This is a genomic window from Streptomyces sp. NPDC007157 (assembly GCF_040634235.1).
Taxonomy (GTDB): Bacteria; Actinomycetota; Actinomycetes; order Streptomycetales; family Streptomycetaceae; genus Streptomyces.
This window is the reverse complement of sequence record NZ_JBEYFE010000005.1, coordinates 24959-44005: the sequence shown is the minus strand read 5'-3', so window position 1 is coordinate 44005 and position 19047 is coordinate 24959. Positions and strand designations below refer to the sequence as shown.

15 protein-coding genes and 3 pseudogenes are annotated in these 19047 nt (G+C 71.8%); 10 read left to right on the top strand and 8 right to left on the bottom strand.

Annotation, left to right across the window (positions count from 1 at the left end):
- Positions 1–20 precede the first annotated feature (20 nt).
- On the bottom strand, positions 21–746 hold the full coding sequence (locus ABZ642_RS10440; RefSeq protein WP_360480323.1) for a TetR/AcrR family transcriptional regulator: 726 nt from the start codon (positions 744–746) through the stop codon (positions 21–23).
- 89 nt (positions 747–835) lie between these two features.
- Between ABZ642_RS10440 and ABZ642_RS10435 the strand changes: the two genes are divergently transcribed.
- On the top strand, positions 836–3052 hold the full coding sequence (locus ABZ642_RS10435; protein WP_360480320.1) for an MMPL family transporter: 2217 nt from the start codon (positions 836–838) through the stop codon (positions 3050–3052).
- Between the two features lie 76 nt (positions 3053–3128).
- On the opposite strand, the gene ABZ642_RS10430 is transcribed toward ABZ642_RS10435, so the two are convergent.
- The gene (locus tag ABZ642_RS10430; RefSeq protein WP_360480317.1) at positions 3129–4205 is read right to left on the bottom strand and encodes a 2-dehydropantoate 2-reductase; all 1077 of its coding nucleotides are present in this window, start codon (positions 4203–4205) and stop codon (positions 3129–3131) included.
- Positions 4206–4399: 194 nt separating this feature from the next.
- Between ABZ642_RS10430 and ABZ642_RS10425 the strand changes: the two genes are divergently transcribed.
- Positions 4400–4798, top strand: coding sequence for a hypothetical protein (locus ABZ642_RS10425; RefSeq protein WP_360480314.1), 399 nt, complete (start codon positions 4400–4402; stop codon positions 4796–4798).
- Positions 4799–4834: 36 nt separating this feature from the next.
- Here ABZ642_RS10425 and ABZ642_RS10420 read toward each other — a convergent pair whose 3' ends face one another.
- Positions 4835–7249 carry a SpoIIE family protein phosphatase gene (locus ABZ642_RS10420; protein WP_360480311.1) on the bottom strand — a complete coding sequence of 805 codons (2415 nt, stop codon included), beginning with the start codon at positions 7247–7249 and terminating at the stop codon, positions 4835–4837.
- A gap of 318 nt (positions 7250–7567) precedes the next feature.
- Between ABZ642_RS10420 and ABZ642_RS10415 the strand changes: the two genes are divergently transcribed.
- Positions 7568–9820, top strand: coding sequence for a tetratricopeptide repeat protein (locus tag ABZ642_RS10415; protein WP_360480308.1), 2253 nt, complete (start codon positions 7568–7570; stop codon positions 9818–9820).
- Here the strand turns inward: ABZ642_RS10415 and ABZ642_RS10410 are convergent.
- Complete coding sequence (locus tag ABZ642_RS10410; RefSeq protein WP_360481287.1) at positions 9795–10187, bottom strand: SpoIIE family protein phosphatase; 393 nt, start codon at positions 10185–10187, stop codon at positions 9795–9797. The two genes, ABZ642_RS10415 and ABZ642_RS10410, sit on opposite strands and share 26 nt — an antisense overlap.
- Before the next feature lie 47 nt (positions 10188–10234).
- On the opposite strand from ABZ642_RS10410, the gene sigJ reads away from it, so the two are divergent.
- Together sigJ and ABZ642_RS10400 are read left to right on the top strand one after the other, a co-directional pair.
- Entirely contained in the window at positions 10235–11179 is a 945-nt protein-coding gene (gene sigJ, locus ABZ642_RS10405; protein WP_360480305.1) for an RNA polymerase sigma factor SigJ, read from the top strand.
- A 125-nt stretch (positions 11180–11304) separates the two neighbouring features.
- The gene (locus ABZ642_RS10400) at positions 11305–12504 is read left to right on the top strand and encodes an FAD-dependent oxidoreductase (RefSeq protein ID WP_360480302.1); all 1200 of its coding nucleotides are present in this window, start codon (positions 11305–11307) and stop codon (positions 12502–12504) included.
- 79 nt (positions 12505–12583) lie between these two features.
- Here ABZ642_RS10400 and ABZ642_RS10395 read toward each other — a convergent pair whose 3' ends face one another.
- A complete protein-coding gene (locus ABZ642_RS10395) occupies positions 12584–12907 on the bottom strand; it encodes an antibiotic biosynthesis monooxygenase (RefSeq protein ID WP_360480299.1) in 324 nt (107 codons plus the stop codon).
- Between the two features lie 120 nt (positions 12908–13027).
- Between ABZ642_RS10395 and ABZ642_RS10390 the strand changes: the two genes are divergently transcribed.
- Positions 13028–13435 (top strand): hypothetical protein, encoded by a 408-nt coding sequence (locus ABZ642_RS10390; RefSeq protein WP_360480296.1) that lies wholly within the window; start codon positions 13028–13030, stop codon positions 13433–13435.
- 55 nt (positions 13436–13490) lie between these two features.
- Here the strand turns inward: ABZ642_RS10390 and ABZ642_RS10385 are convergent.
- Positions 13491–13589: pseudogene (locus ABZ642_RS10385) on the bottom strand (IS5/IS1182 family transposase); the annotation flags it as partial.
- 42 nt (positions 13590–13631) lie between these two features.
- Here ABZ642_RS10385 and ABZ642_RS10380 point away from each other — a divergent pair.
- Positions 13632–14003 carry a VOC family protein gene (locus ABZ642_RS10380; protein ID WP_360481284.1) on the top strand — a complete coding sequence of 124 codons (372 nt, stop codon included), beginning with the start codon at positions 13632–13634 and terminating at the stop codon, positions 14001–14003.
- A 19-nt stretch (positions 14004–14022) separates the two neighbouring features.
- Here the strand turns inward: ABZ642_RS10380 and ABZ642_RS10375 are convergent.
- Positions 14023–14914 (bottom strand): annotated as a pseudogene (locus ABZ642_RS10375) (IS982 family transposase).
- Between the two features lie 90 nt (positions 14915–15004).
- Here ABZ642_RS10375 and ABZ642_RS10370 point away from each other — a divergent pair.
- Complete coding sequence (locus ABZ642_RS10370; protein WP_360480293.1) at positions 15005–15439, top strand: hypothetical protein; 435 nt, start codon at positions 15005–15007, stop codon at positions 15437–15439.
- Between the two features lie 145 nt (positions 15440–15584).
- Here the strand turns inward: ABZ642_RS10370 and ABZ642_RS10365 are convergent.
- A pseudogene (locus ABZ642_RS10365) lies at positions 15585–15716 on the bottom strand (antibiotic biosynthesis monooxygenase); the annotation flags it as partial.
- Positions 15717–15895: 179 nt separating this feature from the next.
- On the opposite strand from ABZ642_RS10365, the gene ABZ642_RS10360 reads away from it, so the two are divergent.
- Positions 15896–17374, top strand: coding sequence for an FG-GAP and VCBS repeat-containing protein (locus ABZ642_RS10360; RefSeq protein ID WP_360480290.1), 1479 nt, complete (start codon positions 15896–15898; stop codon positions 17372–17374).
- A gap of 199 nt (positions 17375–17573) precedes the next feature.
- Entirely contained in the window at positions 17574–19043 is a 1470-nt protein-coding gene (locus tag ABZ642_RS10355) for an FG-GAP-like repeat-containing protein (RefSeq protein ID WP_360480287.1), read from the top strand.
- Positions 19044–19047 lie beyond the last annotated feature (4 nt).

Below are 19047 nucleotides of genomic sequence, written 5' to 3'. Positions count from 1 at the left end.
TGCGACCGGCCCGGCCGGACTCAGCCGGTGGGGATCCGGCCGCGGATGTCGTCCAGCATGTTCCGCATCGCCATACGGAAGATCTCGGCCTGATGGGCCCCGAGGTGCGGGGTGTGTCCGAAGACCTCCAGGACGACGAGGCCGTGCATCTGGCCCCAGGCGCACATGAGCAGAGCGTTCGCGGCGGGCGGCAGATAGCCCATGTCGCCGACCGGCAGCCGGTCCAGGTGGGCGAGCAGTGCGGGGGACAGTTCCGGGGTCTCGACGGCGGCGAGCTGGGCCTCGGTGAACCCGCCGAACAGCTCGTGCTGGAAGGTCCCGCCCATCCGGCGCATCGCCTGGGTGGTCGGGCCCTCGACCGGGGCCGCGTAGTCCCGCAGGGGCGTGCCGTACAGGAGTTGGAAGTGCTCGGGGTGGGCGATGGCCCAACGGCGGTAGCCCTCGGCCGCGACCACCAGCCGTGGCAGGTCCGGGTCGTCGGGCGCGGTGTCCAGGGCGGTCCGCACGGCGTCGGCGAGGTCGTCGTACGCCTTGGCGATGATCGCCGTGACCAGCGCGTCCCGGCTCGGGAAGTAGTGGTAGAGCGCCTGCACGGTCATGCCGAGGTCACGGGCGACCGCGCGCAGGGACAGGGCCTGCGGGCCGTGTCCGGTGATGTGGCGTTCGGCGGCGTCGAGGATCTCCTGGGTGGCGACGGCTCGGCGCCTTTCACGGAGTGAGAGGACGGCCGTTGTCTGTGCGGGCATGAAGAAAATCTAACACTGCCAAGGTTTGTTATGCCCCGTTAGTTTCGTGACCGGCGCCAGCCCCTCTTCCCTGTCTAAGGAGACCGGTCGTGTTTGACCGCATAGCTGAACTGGCCATCCGCCGGGCCCGGTTGGTACTCGTCGTCGCCGTGGTGGCGGTGGCCCTGATGGGCGCCCTCGGCGCCGGCGCGTTCACGAAGCTGAAGGGCGGCGGCTACGACGACCCGGCCTCCCCGTCCACCCGGGCCGCCCGGGCCATCGAAGAGAAGTTCGGCGGGGAGACCGACCTGGTCCTGCTGGTCCGCACCCCCAAAGACGGCGTGGACACCCCGGCCGTCGAGCGGAGCGGCCGCGCGCTGGTGGCCGGCCTGAAGCAGGAGCCGGGCCTGGACAACGTGGTCTCGTACTGGGACACGGACAGCCCCACCCTCCGCTCCCGGGACGGCCGCGAGGCCCTCGTCCTCGCCCATGTGAAGGGCGACGAGACCCAGCAGGAGAAGAACGCCAGGAGCGTCATCGAGAAGTACACCGGCACCGACGCGGGCGGCCTCACCGTCGAGGCCGGCGGCGGCAGCGGCGTCAGCAACGACATGTCGGACCAGGTGCCCAAGGACCTGGTCCTCGCCGAGACCATCGCCGTGCCGCTGACCCTCGTCCTGCTGTTGTTCGTGTTCGGCAGCGTGGTCGCGGCCCTGCTGCCGCTGGCCATCGCGACCGTGGCCATCGCGGGCACGTTCGCCGAACTCGCCCTGCTCGGCAGCGCCACCGACGTCTCGGTCAACGCCACCAACCTGACCACCGCCCTCGGCCTCGGCCTCGGCATCGACTACGCCCTGCTGATGATCAGCCGGTTCCGGGAGCAGCTCGGGACCGGGGCGAGCGTGGCGGACGCCGTACGGCACACCGTGCGCACCGCCGGCCGTACCGTCGCCTTCTCCGCCGCCACCGTGGCCGTCGCACTGGCCGCGCTGCTGGTGTTCCCGCAGTACTTCCTGCGCTCCTTCGGCTACGCCGGTGTCGGGGTCGTCGCCATCGCGGCCGTCAGCACCCTGTTCGTGATGCCCGCGCTGTTCGTGGTGCTGGGGCACCGGGTCAACAGCGGGCGGCTGCCGTGGACGAGGAAGACCCGCCCGAACCGGGCGTCGATGTGGGGGCGCCTCGCCGGCACCGTGATGCGGCGGCCCGCGCTCACCGCACTGCCGGTCCTCGCGGTGCTGCTGGTCGCGGCGAGCCCGCTGCTGGGTATCACCCTCGGCAGTCCGGACGAACGCGTACTGCCCGAGGACGCGCAGAGCCGCCAGGTCTCCACGGTGCTGCGGGAGAAGTTCGACGGCGACGACAGCGGCGCCATCCACGTCGTCATCGACAAGGCGGTCGGCAGGACCGCGCTGGACTCGTACGCCACCGAACTCTCCGCCCTCGAGGGCGTCGTCCGCGTCGAGACCGGCACCGGCACCTACACCGGCGGACGGTCCACCGCGGCCGGCCCCGGCAACGCGGCCCTGAGCCGCCCCGACGCCCAGCGGCTCAACGTGGTGAGCGATCTGGTGCCGAGGTCGAGCGCGGCCCAGGACCTGGTCGAGGACGTGCGCGCGGTCGCCCCGCCCGCCGGTTCACAGCCCCTGGTCGGCGGCATGGATGCCGCCCTGGTCGACTCCAAGGCCTCCGTCGGCGGCCGGATCCCGCTCGCCCTGGGCCTGGTCGCCCTCACCACCTTCGTCCTGCTGTTCCTCTTCACCGGCAGCGTGGTCCAGCCGCTGCGCGCCCTGCTCCTCAACATGGTCAGCCTGGGCGCCACTCTCGGCGCCATGACCTGGATCTTCCAGGACGGCCACCTCGCCTCCCTGCTCGGCGTCACCCCGATGCCGATGGAGACGTCGATGACCGTGCTGATGTTCTGCATCGCCTTCGGACTCTCCATGGACTACGAGGTGTTCGTCACCAGCCGGATCAAGGAACTCCACGACCACGGCGAGGACACCGGGTCCGCCGTCGTGCACGGCCTCGGCCACACCGGCCGTATCGTCACCGCCGCGGCCTGCCTGCTCGCGGTGAGCTTCTTCGCCTTCGTCACCTCGCAGATCAGCTTCATGAAGATGTTCGGGCTGGGCAGCGGGATCGCGATCCTCATCGACGCGGTCGCCGTGCGAGGCGTCCTGGTGCCCGCCGCGATGCGGCTGCTGGGCCGCGCGGCCTGGTACGCGCCCGGCTTCCTGCGGAGGTTCCACGCCCGGTACGGGCTGAGCGAGGGCGGTCCGGCGCCCGTGCCCGCGGCGGCCGCCGCACTGGAGCCGACGGAGGTCTGACACCGCCGTGGGCCGAGGGCCGTGGCCGGGTCGCTCCCCGAGGAGCCCGGCCACGGCCCTTGCCGTCCGCGCCCGTTCAGCGTGCGGCGCGCAGTTCGGCGTAGAGCTCCGGGCCCGGCCAGGTGCGCGGCGCGGCCTCCGCCGCACGCACCAGGGTGACCAGACGGGCGTTCGCGGGTGCGCTCAGCCCGTGGGCGGTGGCGAGGGCGACGATCTCGCCCTGGAGGGAGTCGATCTCCGTGGCCCGGCCGCGCTGCAGGTCCTCCCACATCGAGGAGCGGGCGTGGGCGTCGATCCGCAGGGTCGCCCCCGCCAGCCGGCGGAAGAGGCCGTCGGGCAGTCCCAGGACGTACGGGGTGACGGTGGGCGCGGTGGGGCCGAGGCGGGCCGGGGTGACCCCGGCGGCGCGGTAGACGGCGAGGGCCTCCCGCTGGCACAGGGCGAGGCAACGGCGGTAGGCCCGCCCGCCGAGCTGGTCGCGGAGCGGCAGCCCGGACAGGGCGTTGATCGCGTTGTTGAGGTTCAGCAGCAGCTTGGCGTGCTGCACCTCGGACATGTCGGTACGGGCCTCGACGGCCAGGTGCGCCTCCCGGAAGGCGGCGACGAGCGTGTCGTCCGGCTCGGTCATGAGCCTGCCGGGCATGCCCTGGTGCACGGTGCCCGGCTCGGACTGCACCACGTTGTACGGCACCATCCCGGCCAGCACGGTGTGACCGGGGAGCGCGGCGCGCAGGGTCGCGGGGTTGTGCAGCCCGTTCTGGAAGCTCACCACGACGGCGCCGGGGGCGAGATGCGCGGCGAGGTCCTCGGCGGCGGCCGCGGTACCCGCGGTCTTCACGGTGACCAGCACATAGTCGGCGCCGGCCGCGGCCTGTGGGCCGGTGGCCAACGTCAGCCGCTCCGGCGCGAGACGGACGGGCGGCCGGACGGAGGTACTCAGGGTGAGCCCCCGTTTGCGCAGCACGTCCATGGCCGCGGGCCGGCCGATGAGCGTCACGTCGTACCCGGCGGCGCGCAGCCGGCCGCCGAGATGACACCCGATGGTGCCGGCACCGAGAACGGCGAAGCGGGGCCTGGGCTTCGGGGCCGCGGAGGGCACGGAGGGCTCGGAGGGCTCGGGTGACAGGGAGGGCTCGGGTGACACGAGTGGCATGGGGGCTCCTGCGGAAGGCTCGCGATGAACCGTACTCACGTTCGCGCCCCCTTGGCGACGGCGTCACACGTACCCGTCGCACGGCGTTTCTGAACAGCCCGGCAGGCCGCGCCCGGCCGGTACGGGCAGGTACTCGGTTCGGTCTGAGTATCCGCGCTCTGTCCGGTGACCGAGCCGGCCACGAAGCTGACGGCATGGGACTTCACAAGCCAGTTCTTCGGGTGGTGCTGTCGGCGCTCGCGTCGGCCGGGGTGTCGGCGGCGGCCTGGGCCGCCTGGCTGGGCTGGGACCAGCAGTACGACATACGGGCCGACGGGACGACGAGCGGGCCGTACGAGGCCTGGCAGGTCGGCGGGCTCGTGCTCACCCTGCTCGTGGCCGTCGGCTGGGCGGCCGCCCGGGGGCACAGCGCGGCCGCCGTGGGCGGTACGACCGCGGGGCTGACGCTCGCCGCCTACGTCGACTGGTCGGGCGACGCCAGCGGACTGTTCATGGTGGGGGTGGGGCTGGTCATGGTCGGGACCTTCGTCGCCTCCGCGGTCGTCTCCGCCGTGTTCGACCTCCTGCGCCGGGACGCTCCCCTCACCCAGTAGACGAGCGCCGGGGCGGGCAGTTGCTCCCCTCACCCACTAGACGAGCGCCGGGGCGGGCAGTGGCTGTTCCGCCCAGATGGTCTTGCCGGTCGGCGTCTGGCGGCTGCCCCAGCGTTCCGAGAGCTGGGCGACCAGGAGCAGACCCCGGCCGCCCTCGTCGTAGACCCGTGCCCGGCGCAGATGCGGGGCCGTGCTGCTGCCGTCGGAGACCTCGCAGATCAGGGACGCGTCGCGGATCAGGCGGAGGGCGATCGGGCCGTCGCCGTAGCGGACCGCGTTGGTGACCAGCTCGCTGACGATCAGCTCCGTGGCGAAGGCCGCGTCCGTCAGGCCCCAGGCCTCCAGCTGTTGGCCGGCCATCTTGCGGGCCCCGGCGACCGCCGCCGGGTGCCGGGGGAGCTGCCAGGTGCGGACCTGCCCGGCGTCCAGGGCGCGGGTGCGGGCCAGCAGGAGCACGATGTCGTCGGCCGGGTGGCCGGTCAGCACCGTGCGCAGGACACGGTCGCAGGTCTCCTCCAGGGGCGCGGCCGGGGCGGCGAGGGCGCGGCGGAGGAGGCCGAGGCCCACCTCGATGTCGTGGTCGGCCGTCTGCACCAGGCCGTCGGTGTAGAGGGCGAGCAGGCTGCCTTCCGCCAGTTCCACCTCGGTGGACTCGAAGGGGAGGCCGCCGAGCCCGAGCGGCGGGCCGGCCGGGAGGTCCAGGAGGCGGACCGCGCCGCCGGGGGTGACCAGGGCGGGCGGCGGATGGCCGGCCCGGGCCATGGTGCAGCGGCGGGACACCGGGTCGTACACGGCGTAGAGGCAGGTCGTGCCGACCTCGCCCGAGGTGGTCTCCGGGTCCTCCTCACGGGCCAGCCTGATGACGAGGTCGTCCAATTGGGTGAGGAGTTCGTCGGGGGCCAGGTCGACGTCCGCCAGCGTCCGTACCGCCGTCCGCAGGCGCCCCATCGTCGCCGAGGCGCGGATGCCGTGGCCGACGACGTCCCCGACGACCAGGGCGACCCGGGCACCGGACAGCGGGATCACGTCGAACCAGTCGCCGCCGACGTCCGCGCCGGAGCCGGTGGGGAGGTAGCGGTAGGCCACCTCGGTCGCCTCCAGGCCGGGCGGCGGCCGGCCGGGCAGCAGGCTGCGCTGGAGGGCGAGCGCGGTGCGGCGCTCCCGGGTGTAGCGGCGGGCGTTGTCCAGGCACACCGCGGCCCGGGCGACGATCTCCTCCGCGAGCCGCTGGTCGTCCTCGGTGAACGACTCGGGCGTGCGGTGCCGGACGAAGTGCACCAGGCCGAGGGTGGCACCGCGGGCGCGCAGCGGGACCATCAGAACCGAGTGGATCATGTGCCGGGCGACGGAGTCCGCGCGGGCCTGGGAGGCGCCGATCCACTCCGGCATGCCGGGGTCGCCCGGCCGGTGGCGGGTGCCGTGACCGGCGAGCAGGGTCCACATCGGGGGCGTGTTCACCGGGTAGTGGATCGGGTCGCCCGGTTCGGCCACCCGTTCCGGGCAGCCGGCCAGGACCGAACGCTGCGCGGTACGGCGTACGGTGATCGCCTCGCCCGGCGGCAGCGGGGCCGGCTCGTCGCCGTCGGTGACGGACTCCAGCAGGTCGACGGTGACGTAGTCCGCGAACCCGCTCACGGCCACCTCGGCCAGTTCCTCGGCGGTCCGGGTCACGTCCAGGGTGCTGCCGACCCGCAGGCTGGCGTCGTTGAGGACGGCCAGGTGGCGGCGGGCCCAGTACTGCTCGGTGGTGTCGAAGACGATCGCGGACAGGCCCTGCACCGTGTCGGACTCGTCCTTCAGCGGGGAGAAGTACATCGACCAGGCGTGCTCCCGGGTCTCCCCGGGCGCCTGGCCGTGCTGCTCGTGGAAGATGGTCCGCCCGGTGCGCAGCACCTGCCGCTGGAGGCGGTCGTACTCGTCGAACGGCGGGCCGGACTCGATCTCCCGCAGGGTCAGGCCCCGCATCTCCGCCACGGACAGGCCCATGATCCGGGTCATGACCTCGTTGGCGGCGACCAGCCGGGCCTCGCGGTCGTAGATCGCCACCGGCATGGGCAGCTGGGCGAGCGTGAGGTTCCACAGGGCCGCCGCCCCGGGCTGGTCGTGCCCGGACACGGCCGCCCGCAGGGCACCGGTCACCAGCCAGAGCGGCCGGGCGCCCGCGTCCGCGAGGGGGATGCCCTGCAGGCGTACGACGATCCGGTCGCCGTTGCGGTGCCGCAGGGCCGCCTCGGTGGACCAGCGGTGCGCGACGGCGATGTGGCGGCGCGCGGACGTGGGCAGGTCGGCGGCGAGCAGGTTCTGGGCAGGGCGGCCGACGACCTCGGCGGGTTCGTACCCGAGCAGTCGCCGGGCACCGGCGCTCCACACCAGGACCGACCCGTCGGCGTCGACGACGACCGCGAGGTCGTCCGGTACGGCCGTCGGGTCCTGCGGTACGCGTCCCTCCATGGTGCCTCCGGGTGCCCGGCGGCCCGGGTGTCCGGGTCGCCCGCGCCCGCTCCCAGCATCCCGCCGCACGGTGCGCCCTTCAACCGAGGGCGGCCACACCCGGGCGGCAGGCCCATCGGGCCCGCCCGGCGGCGGCCCCCATGGACCGCGGCAGACCCCTCGGGGCCGCCCGGCGTCCCCGTGAACGCGGAGCAGCCGGTGACCGGACAGGGCGGGCGGGGTTGGGTGAAGTCGTCCCCCGGGCGGTGGGGATGCTCTACCGTGAAGCCCCTCAAAGCGGTCCGATCCTGGCGGATGCCGGCCGAAGAGGAGCCACGGGTGCACGCAGGTGACGGCCGGACACCGGACTCCGGCAACGACGGACCGGTCCCCGGTGGCGACGACCGGGACCCGGACGGCGACCGCGTCGGCGACCACGTCGACTTCCGGCGGAGCACCTTCATGGGGCCCGTCGTCGGGAAGGTGGTCGTGCAGCAGGGGACACGCCCCGACCGGACCGGTCCGTGCACGTTGCCCATGGTCCAGGCCGGTTTCACCGGGCGGGCGACGGAGCTGGCCGCGCTGGAGGCACGGCTGCGGGCGCCCGCCGACCCGGCCCCGGACGCACCGGTCGTCAGTGTCGTCACCGGACTCGGCGGCATGGGCAAGACCGCCCTCGCCCTGAAGGCCGCGCACCGGGCACGCGCAGCGGGCTGGTTCGCCGGCGGCGCCCTCTTCCTCGACCTCGCGGGCTACGACGACAACCCGGTCACCCCCACCCAGGCGGTGACGTCGTTGCTGCACGCCCTGGCCGCAGGGGACTTCGACACCGGCGCCGACCGGGTCGGCCACTTCGGGGAGGAGGGCCACCAGCTCGACACGTACCGCAGCCATCTCGCCGCGCTCGCCGACGCCGGCCGTCGGGTCCTGCTGGTGCTGGACAACGTCTCGGACTCGGCGCAGGTCTCACCGCTGCTGCCCGCCAGCGGCCTGCACTGCGTCCTGATCACCTCGCGGGAGTGCCACGAGTCCCTGACGGCCGTCGAGTTACCCCTCGGGCCGCTCAGCCCCGACGAATCCGCCCGCCTGATCGCCCCCGCGCTGCGCCGCCCCACCGCCGAGGCCGAGTGGACGCCCGAGGAGACCGAGGCGGTGGGCGAACTGACCCGGCTGTGCTGCCGTATGCCGCTCGCCCTGCGGATAGCCACCGCCCGGCTGCACCGGCGCCGGGTCCGCGACAACCCGCTCGGTTCCCTGGTCGAGGAGCTGAGGGACGCCGCCGACCGGAGCAGTGTCCTGCGCAGCCGGGGCGTCGACGAATACGGCAAGGCCCTCGCGCTGGCCCCGGTGTTCGACCTGTCCTTCCGCCGGCTGCTCCCGGACCGGCGCCGCGCGCTGTGCGGGCTGGCCCAGGTGCCCTTCCCGGACTTCAGCACCGAGACCGCGGTGGTGGCCACCGGCCAGGACCGGTCCCTGGCGCTGGAACTCCTCGACGACCTGGTGGGCACCCATCTGATCACCGGCGAGGGGCGCGCCGGCGGACTCCCCGAGCGCTGGCGCATACACGACCTGGTCCGCGGCTACGCGATCACGCTGGCCGCCGACGACCCCGCGCTGCGAGAGGAGGGGCGCGGGGCACGCCGGCGGATACGCCACCACTACCGGACGAAGGCGGAGGCGGCCGACCGTCATCTGCGGGCGCCCGGCGACGGCCCGCTGCCCGACCTGTTCAAGGGCCGGACGGAGGCGCTCGGCTGGCTGGACGCCGAGCGGGTCAACCTCGTCGCCGCCGCCCAGTGGCCCGACGAACCCGACGAACCCGACGGACCCGACGGACGCGCCCCGGTCCGCACCGTGGAACTCGCGCTGCACCTCGCCGGATTCCTGCGCGAGCGGCGGTTCTTCGAGGACTGGGTCGCCGTCGGCCGCGCCGCCCGGGACCGGGCGGGCGAGTCGCGGGACCGGCACACGGAGGCGGCCGTCTGCAACGACCTCGGCAACGCCCTGCTGCGGGCCGACCGCTCCGAGGAGGCCTTCGAACCCCTCGTGCACGCCGCGGGCCTCTTCCGGGCGCTCGGCGATCCGAACGGCGAGGGCGTGGCGTGGAACAACCTAGGTCTCGCGCAGCGCAGGTCCGGCCGTCTCGACGAGTCCCTCGTCACCCACCGGCGGGCCTGCGAGCGCTTCCGTGCCACCGGTGACCTCTCCCACGAGGGCCGGGCCTGGCACAACCTCGGTCTGGCGCTGGACGGTCTGGGCCGGTACGACGAGGCGGCGGCCGCGTTCCGGCGGGCCTGCGTCCTGCACCACCGGACCGACAACCGCTTCCTGCACGGCGACTCCCTGAACAGCCTCGGCTGCGTCCTGCACGCGGCGGGCCGGACCGAGCCGGCCGTCGCCGTCCTGCGGGAGTCCATCCGGATCCGCCGGGAGTCCGACAACTGGTACGCCATGACCCTGACCTGGAACAACCTGGTCCGGGTGCTGGACAGCACCGGCCGTGCCGAGGAGGCCGCCCACGCCAGGTACCGCGCCGCGGAAGCGGCCACCCGCGCCGGGACCACCGCTACCGCCTACGGTCACCACAACTGAGCCCCGCACTCCGGTCCGGCCCCGCCGCCGCGGCGGTCCGCAGCAGGAGCACCGCCACGTCGTCGGTGTGGCCGCCGGCCGGCCAGGTGTGGTGGACGAGGCTGTCGATGAGGTGCTCCAGGTCGTGGACGTCGGCGCGGGCGAGGTGGGCGGCCAGGTCGGCGGTGGCGTGCAGGACGTCGGTGCCGGGGCGTTCGATCAGACCGTCGGTGTAGAGGGCGAGCACGGCGCCGCTGGCCGGGGGCGGCGACCGTTGGGCGTCCGGAGGCGGAAGCGGGTGGCCGGAGGTGGGTGGCCGGAGGCGGCCGGAGGTGGGTGGCCGGAGGCGGAGGCCGGGTGGCCCGAGGCGGAGGTGAGTGGCCGGAATTGGTGTGGGCGCGGTAGCCGTGTGCTGTGCGGGCTAGGATCCGGGCCATGGGCCAGACCATGAGCGAGGTGGACCGGTTCGAGGCGGCCAGGCCCCGGCTGGCGGCCATCGCCTACCGCCTCCTCGGCTCCGCGAGCGAGGCCGAGGACGCCGTGCAGGAGACGTATCTGCGCTGGCAGGCCGCCGACACCGGCCGTATCGAGGTTCCCGAGGCCTGGCTGACGAAGGTGCTCACCAACCTGTGCCTCAACCAGCTCACCTCGGCCCGCGCCCGGCGCGAGACCTACGTCGGCCAGTGGCTGCCCGAGCCGCTGCTCGCCGGGGACCCGATGCTCGGCCCCGCCGACACCGCCGAACGGCGCGAGTCCGTGTCGTACGCCGTCCTGACCCTGCTGGAGCGGCTCACGCCCGGCGAGCGCGCGGTGTACGTGCTGCGGGAGGCCTTCGACTACCCGCACCGGGAGATCGCCCGGATCCTCGACATCACCGAGGCGGCCAGCCAGCAGACCTTCCACCGGGCCAAGAAGCACGTCGCGGCCGGCAAGGCGCGCGCCGAGGTCGACGAGGCCGCCGCCCGGCGGATCATCGAGGAGTTCCTCACGGCCGCCACCAGCGGCCGGACCGAGCCGCTGGTCCGGCTGCTCACCCAGGACGCCGTCGCGGTCGGCGACGGCGGCGGGAAGGTGCCGGCCCGCGCCAAGGCGTTCGAGGGCGCCCTCGCGGTCGCGACGTTCATGCGGGGCCTGTTCAGACCGGGCCCGGCACAGCGGGCCCTGGCGGGCGGCTCGGTCGAGCTTTACGCCGCGACCGCCAACGGCGGCCCCGCCCTGGTGGCGGTCGTCGACGGCCGGGTCTTCGGCGTCATGTGCCTGGAGATCACCGCCGAGGGCATCGCCGCGCTCCGCAACCAGGTCAACCCCGACAAGCTCGAACGCGCGACCAGGCAGTGGGCGGCCACCGGCCACGGCGAACCCCTGCTCCGGCTCTTCTGACCCTGTGTGAGCCGCCTCACTCCGCGTGCCTGTCAGGAATCGGCGGGCCGCCCGGTTCAAGGGCCGACTCGCCGTTCCCCGAGCCGTCGTTTCCAGACTCGCCGTTTCCCGACAGGAGCACGGACATGCAGCACCGCATCGTCGTCCTCGGCGCCGGATACTCCGGAGCCATCGCCGCCGGCCGTCTCGCCAGGCGACTGCACCGCGAAGACGTCGCCATCACCCTCGTCAACGCCGAACCCGACTTCGTCGAACGCATCCGCATGCACCAGCTCGCGACCGGCCAGGACCTCAGGGCCCGGCCGTTCGCCGAGATGTTCGCGGGCACCGGCGTGGAGCTGAGGCTCGCGAGGGTCACCGCCGTGGACGCCGACCGCAGGACGGTCACCACCGTCGACGCCGGGGAGGCGACGGAGGTGCTGGAGTACGACACCCTCGTCTACGCCCTCGGCAGCGCCTGGAACGACCAGGGCGTCCCCGGCACCGCCGGGCACGCCCACCAGATCGCGACCCGCCCCGGCGCGCTCCGGCTGCGCGAGCGCCTCGCCGCCCTGCCGGCCGGAGAGCCGGTGCTCGTGGTCGGCGGCGGACTCACCGGCCTGGAGGCCGTCACCGAGATCGCCGAGGCCCGCCCGGACCTCGCCGTCTCGCTCGCCGCCCGCGGCGCCCTCGGCGACTGGCTCTCCGCCAAGGGCCGCCGGCACCTGCGGAAGGTCCTCGACGGTCTCGGCGTCACCGTGCACGAGCACACCGCCGTCACCGCCGTGGCGGCCGACCGGGTCACCACCGCCGAAGGCGGGACGATCCCCGCCGCGGTCACCGTGTGGACCACCGGCTTCGCCGTCCACCCCATCGCGCGGGCCAGCACGCTGGAGGTCACCGGCTCCGGCCGGATCGTGGTCGACGGGACCATGCGGTCGGTCTCGCACCCGGATGTGTACGCCGTCGGCGACGCGGCGCTGGCGACCGGCCCCGGCGACAAGCCGCTGCGCATGTCGTGCGCGTCGGGCGCCCCGATGGCATGGCAGGCCGCCGACGCCCTCGCGGCCCGCCTGACCGGCGGAAAGCTGCCGAAGGTGCCGCTGCGCTACTACAACCAGTGCATCTCGCTGGGCCGCGGGCAGGGCCTGATCCAGTACGTCACCGCGGACGACCGCGCCGTACGGGCGGCCCTGACGGGTCGTACCGCCGCCCTCTACAAGGAACTGGTCTGCAAGGGCGCGGCCTGGGCCGTCGCCAACCCGACCCTCGCCCTCCCGACCCGCACCCGCCGCACCCTGCCGAAGCCGGCCCCGGCAACCGAGAGGACAGCCACCCCGGCCTGACCCGACCGACCCGAACCGGCCCGGCCCGCCACTCCGGCGGGCCGGGCCGTGATCCGTGATCCCCCGCGCCAACCGGCCGCTACTCGCCCTTCGGCCCCGCCGACTGCACCACATCGAAGGACCACAGCGTCGACCCGGAGGCCGCCGGCTTCGGACGCTCGCCCTCCGCACCCCCCTGGTGCGCCGTCTTCATCGGCCCCTCCATCCACGCCTGGAAGGACTCCTCGTCCCGCCACCGCGTGTACACCAGATACTGCTCCGTCCCCTCGACCGGCCGCAGCAGCTCGAACCACTCGAACCCGTCCGAGTTCTCCACGGCGTGCGCCCGAGACGCGAACCGCTTCTCCAGCGTCTCCCGCTGCTCGGCGGGCACGGTCAGTACGTTGATCTTGACTACGCTCATGGGTCCATCCTGTACCAGGGGTGATCAGAAGGGCGTGAGCGACCAAGACGCCGCCTGTTTTGGTACAGCACGATGAGAGCGGCTGTCGCAGTGATCGGTATGGATCTCCCTCCCGACACCGTGCTCGTCTTCGACCAAGACGAAGACCTGATCGTCTTCGAGTCCTTCGTGCACGGCACGAACTGCCTTGAGGCGATTGACGTGTCGGAGGGTGAATACACGGCGGCGTACACATCGGACGGTCGCTTGTCGGCACTGGACGCTCCCGAAGGCCCGGATGGCTCGGTCGCTCTGGCCACGACCGGCAGAAGCGACCTGGCCGACCTGGAGCGGAGGGTGACCCGCTACTGGCAACGTCACCAGACAGGCCGGCTCCCGCAGGACCCACTGCAGACAGCACACTTCTTGATCGACATCGACATCGACATCGACATCGACATCGACATCGACATCGACATCGACATCGACATCGACAGGGACAAGCAGCCCCGCCAGGGATGGCTCAGCCGGGTCGCCGGCCCGATGTGACGCAACGGTCTGGGAGTTGAGCGGACGTCACCGCTTCATGATCGCTCCACCGGGCAAGGCGGCGGTAGATGATGAGGGCGGCGGATACTGCGACGAACGCGAGGAAGTTCCCGGCTTTGCGTTGGTAGCGGCGGTGCAGCCGTCGGTATCCGGCTTCAAGGACCTGTCCCGCGGAGCACGGGGCATACTGGCCGACGTGCCCTTAGCGCTGCACCACATCGTTTTCGACGCCCACGACCTGCCCGCCCTGGCCCGGTTCTGGGCTGAGGTACTGGGTTGGCGGATCCTGTCCGAGCGGGAGCGGGAGGTCGTGATCGGGCCGGACGAGACCGCACCGGTGGGTATCTGCTTCATGCCGGTGACTGACGGCAAGGCCGTCAAGAACCGCCTGCACCTCGATCTGACGTCCGCCGCGGAGGACCGGGAGGCCGAGATCGAGCGGATCCTCGCACTCGGCGCCCGCAGGGCGGATGTCGGGCAGAGCGGCAACGAGTCATGGACCGTGCTGGCGGATCCGGAGGGGAACGAGTTCTGCGTGGTCCGCCCGAAGCGGACCCTTATCGGCTAGACGAGTGGTTCCAAAGTGATCAGTGATCATAGGCGATCAGTGAGCGGGGGGCCGGTGCGCCGATCAGGTTGTTGTGCCAGATCCCTGCGGACATCGCGAGTACTCTCTGGGTGACACGGACGGCCACGCCTTCGAAGGTCCGTCCGCCGTGTTGTTCCAGGTCAAGCTGGCCCTTGAGAGTATCGTTGACCGACTCAATCAGCTGGCGGACCTTCTTGAGCATCGGCTCCCCGTAGCGCTTCTTCTCTCGCTTGAGCGACGGCCGTAGGAGTTCGATCCCCTGCTCGGCGAGGTCCTTCTCGAACGGCTTGGACGCGAAGCCCTTGTCCGTGATGAGCAGGATGCCCTTACGCCCGGCAATCAGGTCGGCGTCGACTTCGAGCATCGCCGCCAGGACCTCACGTTCGCCGATCTTCGGGTTGGCAAGTGCCCAGATGATCGGCATGCCTGTCGGGGTGCACACCAGGTACAGGCGCAGGCCCCAGAAGAAGCGCGAATGGGAGGCGCAGTAGCCGTAGCCAGCCCAGCCGGCCATGCTCGATCGTTGAACGGTCGGGCGTGACATTCCGCAGGGCACCGGAGTCGAGTCTGCGATCCAGACTGTGTCGGTCCAAAAATCGCTGTCCATGGCAAGCTCCCGGATCATGCGCTTGAGCAGCGGCAACGCGGCCTTCAACCGCTTGTGATAGCCGGACCGTTGGGGCAGATAGGGAAACATGTCGGACAGGTGCTTGCGGGCATAGCGTAACCAGCGGGCCTCGGAGTGGTATCCGAGCAGGGCTTGGGCGACCGCGAGACAGACGAGTTCGGAGTCGCTGAGCAGGGGTGGCCGTCACATCCATCGAGTCCCTCCGATCTCGTCGTCGATCTTCACGTAGTGCGGTCAAGAGGGTGTTCAGATCGGTCGTCACAAACTGATCTTGGACACCCTCCGTGCTTACATGCAGCCAGACTTCGGATCTAACTCGTCTTAGTAGTTGACGATGGGATGGGCTATGGGAATGGTCGAGGAGCTCTGGAAGGCCGGGGAGATGCCGCTCCGCGACGGGCTGTACCGGCCGGACGACACTGGCTTGGAGTTGCATGTTGACGGTCCCGGGGCGTATCACCCGGAGGCTGGGCAGCCGATTCCCTTCCGCATCGGAGGACCCTTCGATGTGGCCCAGGCCATTGAGGAGCACGGCATCGACGAGGTGGACACCTATTTCGACAGCCCACTACCGGACGGATCAGGCTGGATGTCCGGCGGGGGCGGCGGGATGGGCAACATCGGCTACCTCGCCCGCCTCAACGCCGACCGCTCGTTGCAGTGGGTCGCCGTAATGTTCCACTCCAACCCGTTCGTCAGGGTGTACTACGAGGGCATGAGCGCCGTCTTCACCAACGACTGGGGGAACCGGCTGATGCTTGACCTAATGAGCCCCGCTCTTGGCTGACCCTGCCCGTGTCCAAAAGGTAGGACTTCCTTTCACGGTGATTGACCGGAAAGACCTGGACACCTCGCCGTCGTCCAGGCCCAGAACCAACAACCCGACAGGACTTCGGAACTACTCGTCTAGTGGCACATCAGCGCACCCGTTGCGGCCGCAGCAGCTCGAACCACTCGAACCCGTCCGAGTTCTCCACGGCGTGCGCCCGCGAGGCGAACCGCTTCTCCAGCGTCTCCCGCTGCTCGGCGGGAACGGTCAGCACGTTGATCTTCACTACGCTCATGGGCCCATCGCGCACCAGTCGGGACCAACGACTCCGTAAGTCACAGCAGCTTCAAAGATTCACCGAACCCATGTACAACCCTTACTCCTCCGTGCGGGTCTCCTGATCGCTGGACACCATTGACTCCGGCCGTCCGCCGGGAGGCGGGCGGCCCCCGCATGCCGCAGGAGACGACCCGCATGCACACGTTCCCGCGCCTCGCCCTCGCGACGGCCACCGCGGCCGCGCTGACGGGCGGTCTTCTCACGTTCTCCGCCGCCTCGGCGACGGCCGCGGACTCCTTCAAGGTCGCGCGTGCCGACTTCAACGGCGACGGCATCGGAGACATCGCCACCTCCGCGACCACCGCCTACGTCAGCGGTCACAAGGGCGCCGGCCAGGTCGTCGCCCTCTACGGCTCCGCCTCCGGCGTCACCACCGCCAAGCGCACCACCCTCAGCCAGAACAGCGCCGGCGTCCCCGGCACCGCCGAGGCCGGCGACAGCTTCGGCGAGGTTCTGGCGTACGCCGACTTCAACGCCGACGGTTACGACGACCTCGCCGTCAGCTCTCCGGAGGAGAAGGTCGGCACCGACACCGACGGCGGAACCGTCACCCTCCTGTGGGGCTCCAAGAGCGGCCTCACCGGCAAGGGCGTCGACATCAAGGACCCGTCGCCGAGCAGCCACGACTACTGGGGGCTGCAGCTCGCCGCCGGCGACTTCGACGGCGACGGCAAGGCGGACCTCGCCGTCGGCAGCTCCGCCGCCACCCTTTGGGTGTTCAAGGGCGGCTTCTCCGCCGGCGGCACGCCCGGCGGCCGCTACACCGTCAAACCGCCGATCGAGCCGGGCACCAGCTCCTACCCGTACGGCCCGATGAAGCTCACCGCCGGTGACGTCAACGGCGACGGCCGTACCGACCTCGTGGTCGACGGGTACGAGACGAAGACCAGCAACCACTGGAACACCAACTACTGGCTGCCGGGCAGCTCCAAGGGCGTGACCGCCACCGGCGCCAAGGCGCTTAAGAGCGGCATCGTCACCGGCGTCGGCGACATCAACGGCGACGGCTTCGGCGACATCGTCAGCGGCGCATCCTGGGACGCCAGCAGTGGCGGGACCGTCTTCCCGGACGCCGCCACCGGCGGCCGGGTGGCCATCACCTACGGCAGCGCCTCCGGCCCGGCCAAGGCCACCATGTTCAACCAGAACTCCTCCAACGTCCCCGGCACCTCCGAGAAGGGTGACGGTTTCGGCTGGGAGATCGACCTCGGTGACGTCAACGGCGACGGCTACGCCGACCTGGTCGTCTCCACCCCGAACGAGGACATCGGCAAGAACACCAACACCGGCCAGGTCACAATCCTCTACGGCTCGAAGACCGGGATCAACATCGCCTCCGGCGCCCAGTCCTTCGCGCAGAGCACGGCCGGCGTCCCCGGCGACGACGAGAAGAACGACCTCTTCGGCGCCGACGTCAAGCTCGACGACGTCACCGGCGACGGCAGGGCCGACCTGCTCGTCGGCTCGTACGAGAACGCCGGCGACGGCGCGGTCACCTACCTGCCGTCCAACGGCTCGAAGATCACCACGACCGGTTCCCGGACCCTGGCCGCGAGCAAGCTGGGCGTCTCGACGACCGGCACCCCGCAGCTCGGCGCGATGTTCTCCGACTGACCCGCAGGCCGGAAAAGCCTCTCCGGACGGCGTACCGGCAGGCCCGTCGACCGTACGACCACGGGCCTGCCCGGTCCCGCGTCTGCTCCTGCTCCCGCTCCCGCACAAAATCCGCCCTGCCGCCAGCACCGCCTCCGCGTACCCGCGTACCCGCGTTACCTCCGGCACCCATGCCGCCGATCTCAGGAGCTCCCACCCCGTGAACGGACATCACCGCCACCGCCTCGCCCTCGCGACGCTCACCGCAGCCGCGCTGACCGGCGGTCTGCTGACCCTCTCGGCCCCCGTCGCGTCCGCCGCCACGGCTCACGCCTACAAGGCCGACTTCAACCACGACGGCTACGGCGACGTCGCCTTCGCCGCCCCCTACGCCAAGGTCGGCGGCAAGAGCATGGCCGGGTACGTCGCCGTCGTCTACGGCAGCGCCTCCGGACTCAACCCCGCCAAGCGCACGATCGTCAGCCAGAACACCGCCGGTGTCCCCGGCACCGCCGAGACCGAGGACTTCTTCGGCAGAGCGCTCGCCGTGGCCGACTTCAACAAGGACGGCTACACCGACCTCGCCGTCGGCACGCCCGGCGAGGACAACGGCAGTGACACCGAAGGCGGTTCGGTCACGATCCTGTGGGGTTCGGCGAGCGGCCTGAAGAACGGTACGACGGTCAAGGACCCCTCAGCGGCCAAGCACGAGGCCTGGGGCTCGGTACTGGCCGCCGGTGACTTCAACGGCGACGGCAAGGCCGACCTGGCGTCCGGCACGGCGGCGTCGTACGCCTACATCGTCAAGGGCGGCTTCACCAAGTCCGGCACCACCGGCGGCACCCAGAAGGTCCCCACCCCGGACAAGACGAAGTACGGTATCGACGCGCTCGCCGCGGGCGACACCAACGGCGACAAGAAGGCCGACCTCGTCCTCACCTACCGCACCGCGCTCACCTCGGACCCGTCGGGCAGCTGGTCCAAGGGCGCCGCCTACCTCGGTGCGTCCAACGGCGTGGTCGCGACCCAGCCGCGCCCGCTGAACGGCGGCACCTCCCTCGCCCTCGGCGACATCAACGGCGACGGCTACGACGAGATCGCCATCGGCAACGTCCTCTCGAAGGACGACGACCACACCGGCACCCTCGGCGGCCAGGTCGTCGTCATCCGCGGCAGCAAGGGCGGTCCGGTCAACGGCGACGCCCCCATGGCCGAGCTCACCCAGTCCGCCACGGGCGTCCCCGGCACCGACAAGGCCGGCGACGGCTTCGGCGGCGCCGTCTCCATCGGTGACACCAACGGCGACGGCTACGGCGACCTGGCCATCGGCGTCGTCTTCAAGGACATCGGCGCGGCCGAGGACACCGGCCTCGTCGTGCTGATGAACGGCTCGGCAGGCGGCGTCTCCCGTACCGGCGCCCGTACGATCTCCCAGAACACCCCCGGTGTCGCCGGCGCCGCCGAGTCCATGGACTACTTCGGCTCGGACCTCGTGCTCTCGGACGTCACCAAGGACGGCAAGGCGGACCTGACCGTCGGGGCCTCCTTCGAGGACGAGGGTGTCGGCGCGGTCACCGCCCTGCGCGGCAGCGCCTCCGGTATCACCGCCACGGGTGCCAAGTCCTTCGGCCCGGGCACCTTCGGGCTCTCCCGTACGTACGGCGCGTTCGGAACAGGCCTCACCGGCTGACCCA

Coding starts and splice junctions, on each gene's coding strand:
- sigJ (WP_360480305.1), top strand. CDS start 10,235: ATGGGCCAGACCATGAGCGAGGTGGACCGGTTCGAGGCGGCCAGGCCC.
- ABZ642_RS10400 (WP_360480302.1), top strand. CDS start 11,305: ATGCAGCACCGCATCGTCGTCCTCGGCGCCGGATACTCCGGAGCCATC.
- ABZ642_RS10425 (WP_360480314.1), top strand. CDS start 4,400: ATGGGACTTCACAAGCCAGTTCTTCGGGTGGTGCTGTCGGCGCTCGCG.
- ABZ642_RS10420 (WP_360480311.1), bottom strand. CDS start 7,249: ATGGAGGGACGCGTACCGCAGGACCCGACGGCCGTACCGGACGACCTC.
- ABZ642_RS10430 (WP_360480317.1), bottom strand. CDS start 4,205: ATGCCACTCGTGTCACCCGAGCCCTCCCTGTCACCCGAGCCCTCCGAG.
- ABZ642_RS10360 (WP_360480290.1), top strand. CDS start 15,896: ATGCACACGTTCCCGCGCCTCGCCCTCGCGACGGCCACCGCGGCCGCG.
- ABZ642_RS10395 (WP_360480299.1), bottom strand. CDS start 12,907: ATGAGCGTAGTCAAGATCAACGTACTGACCGTGCCCGCCGAGCAGCGG.
- ABZ642_RS10370 (WP_360480293.1), top strand. CDS start 15,005: ATGGTCGAGGAGCTCTGGAAGGCCGGGGAGATGCCGCTCCGCGACGGG.
- ABZ642_RS10440 (WP_360480323.1), bottom strand. CDS start 746: ATGCCCGCACAGACAACGGCCGTCCTCTCACTCCGTGAAAGGCGCCGA.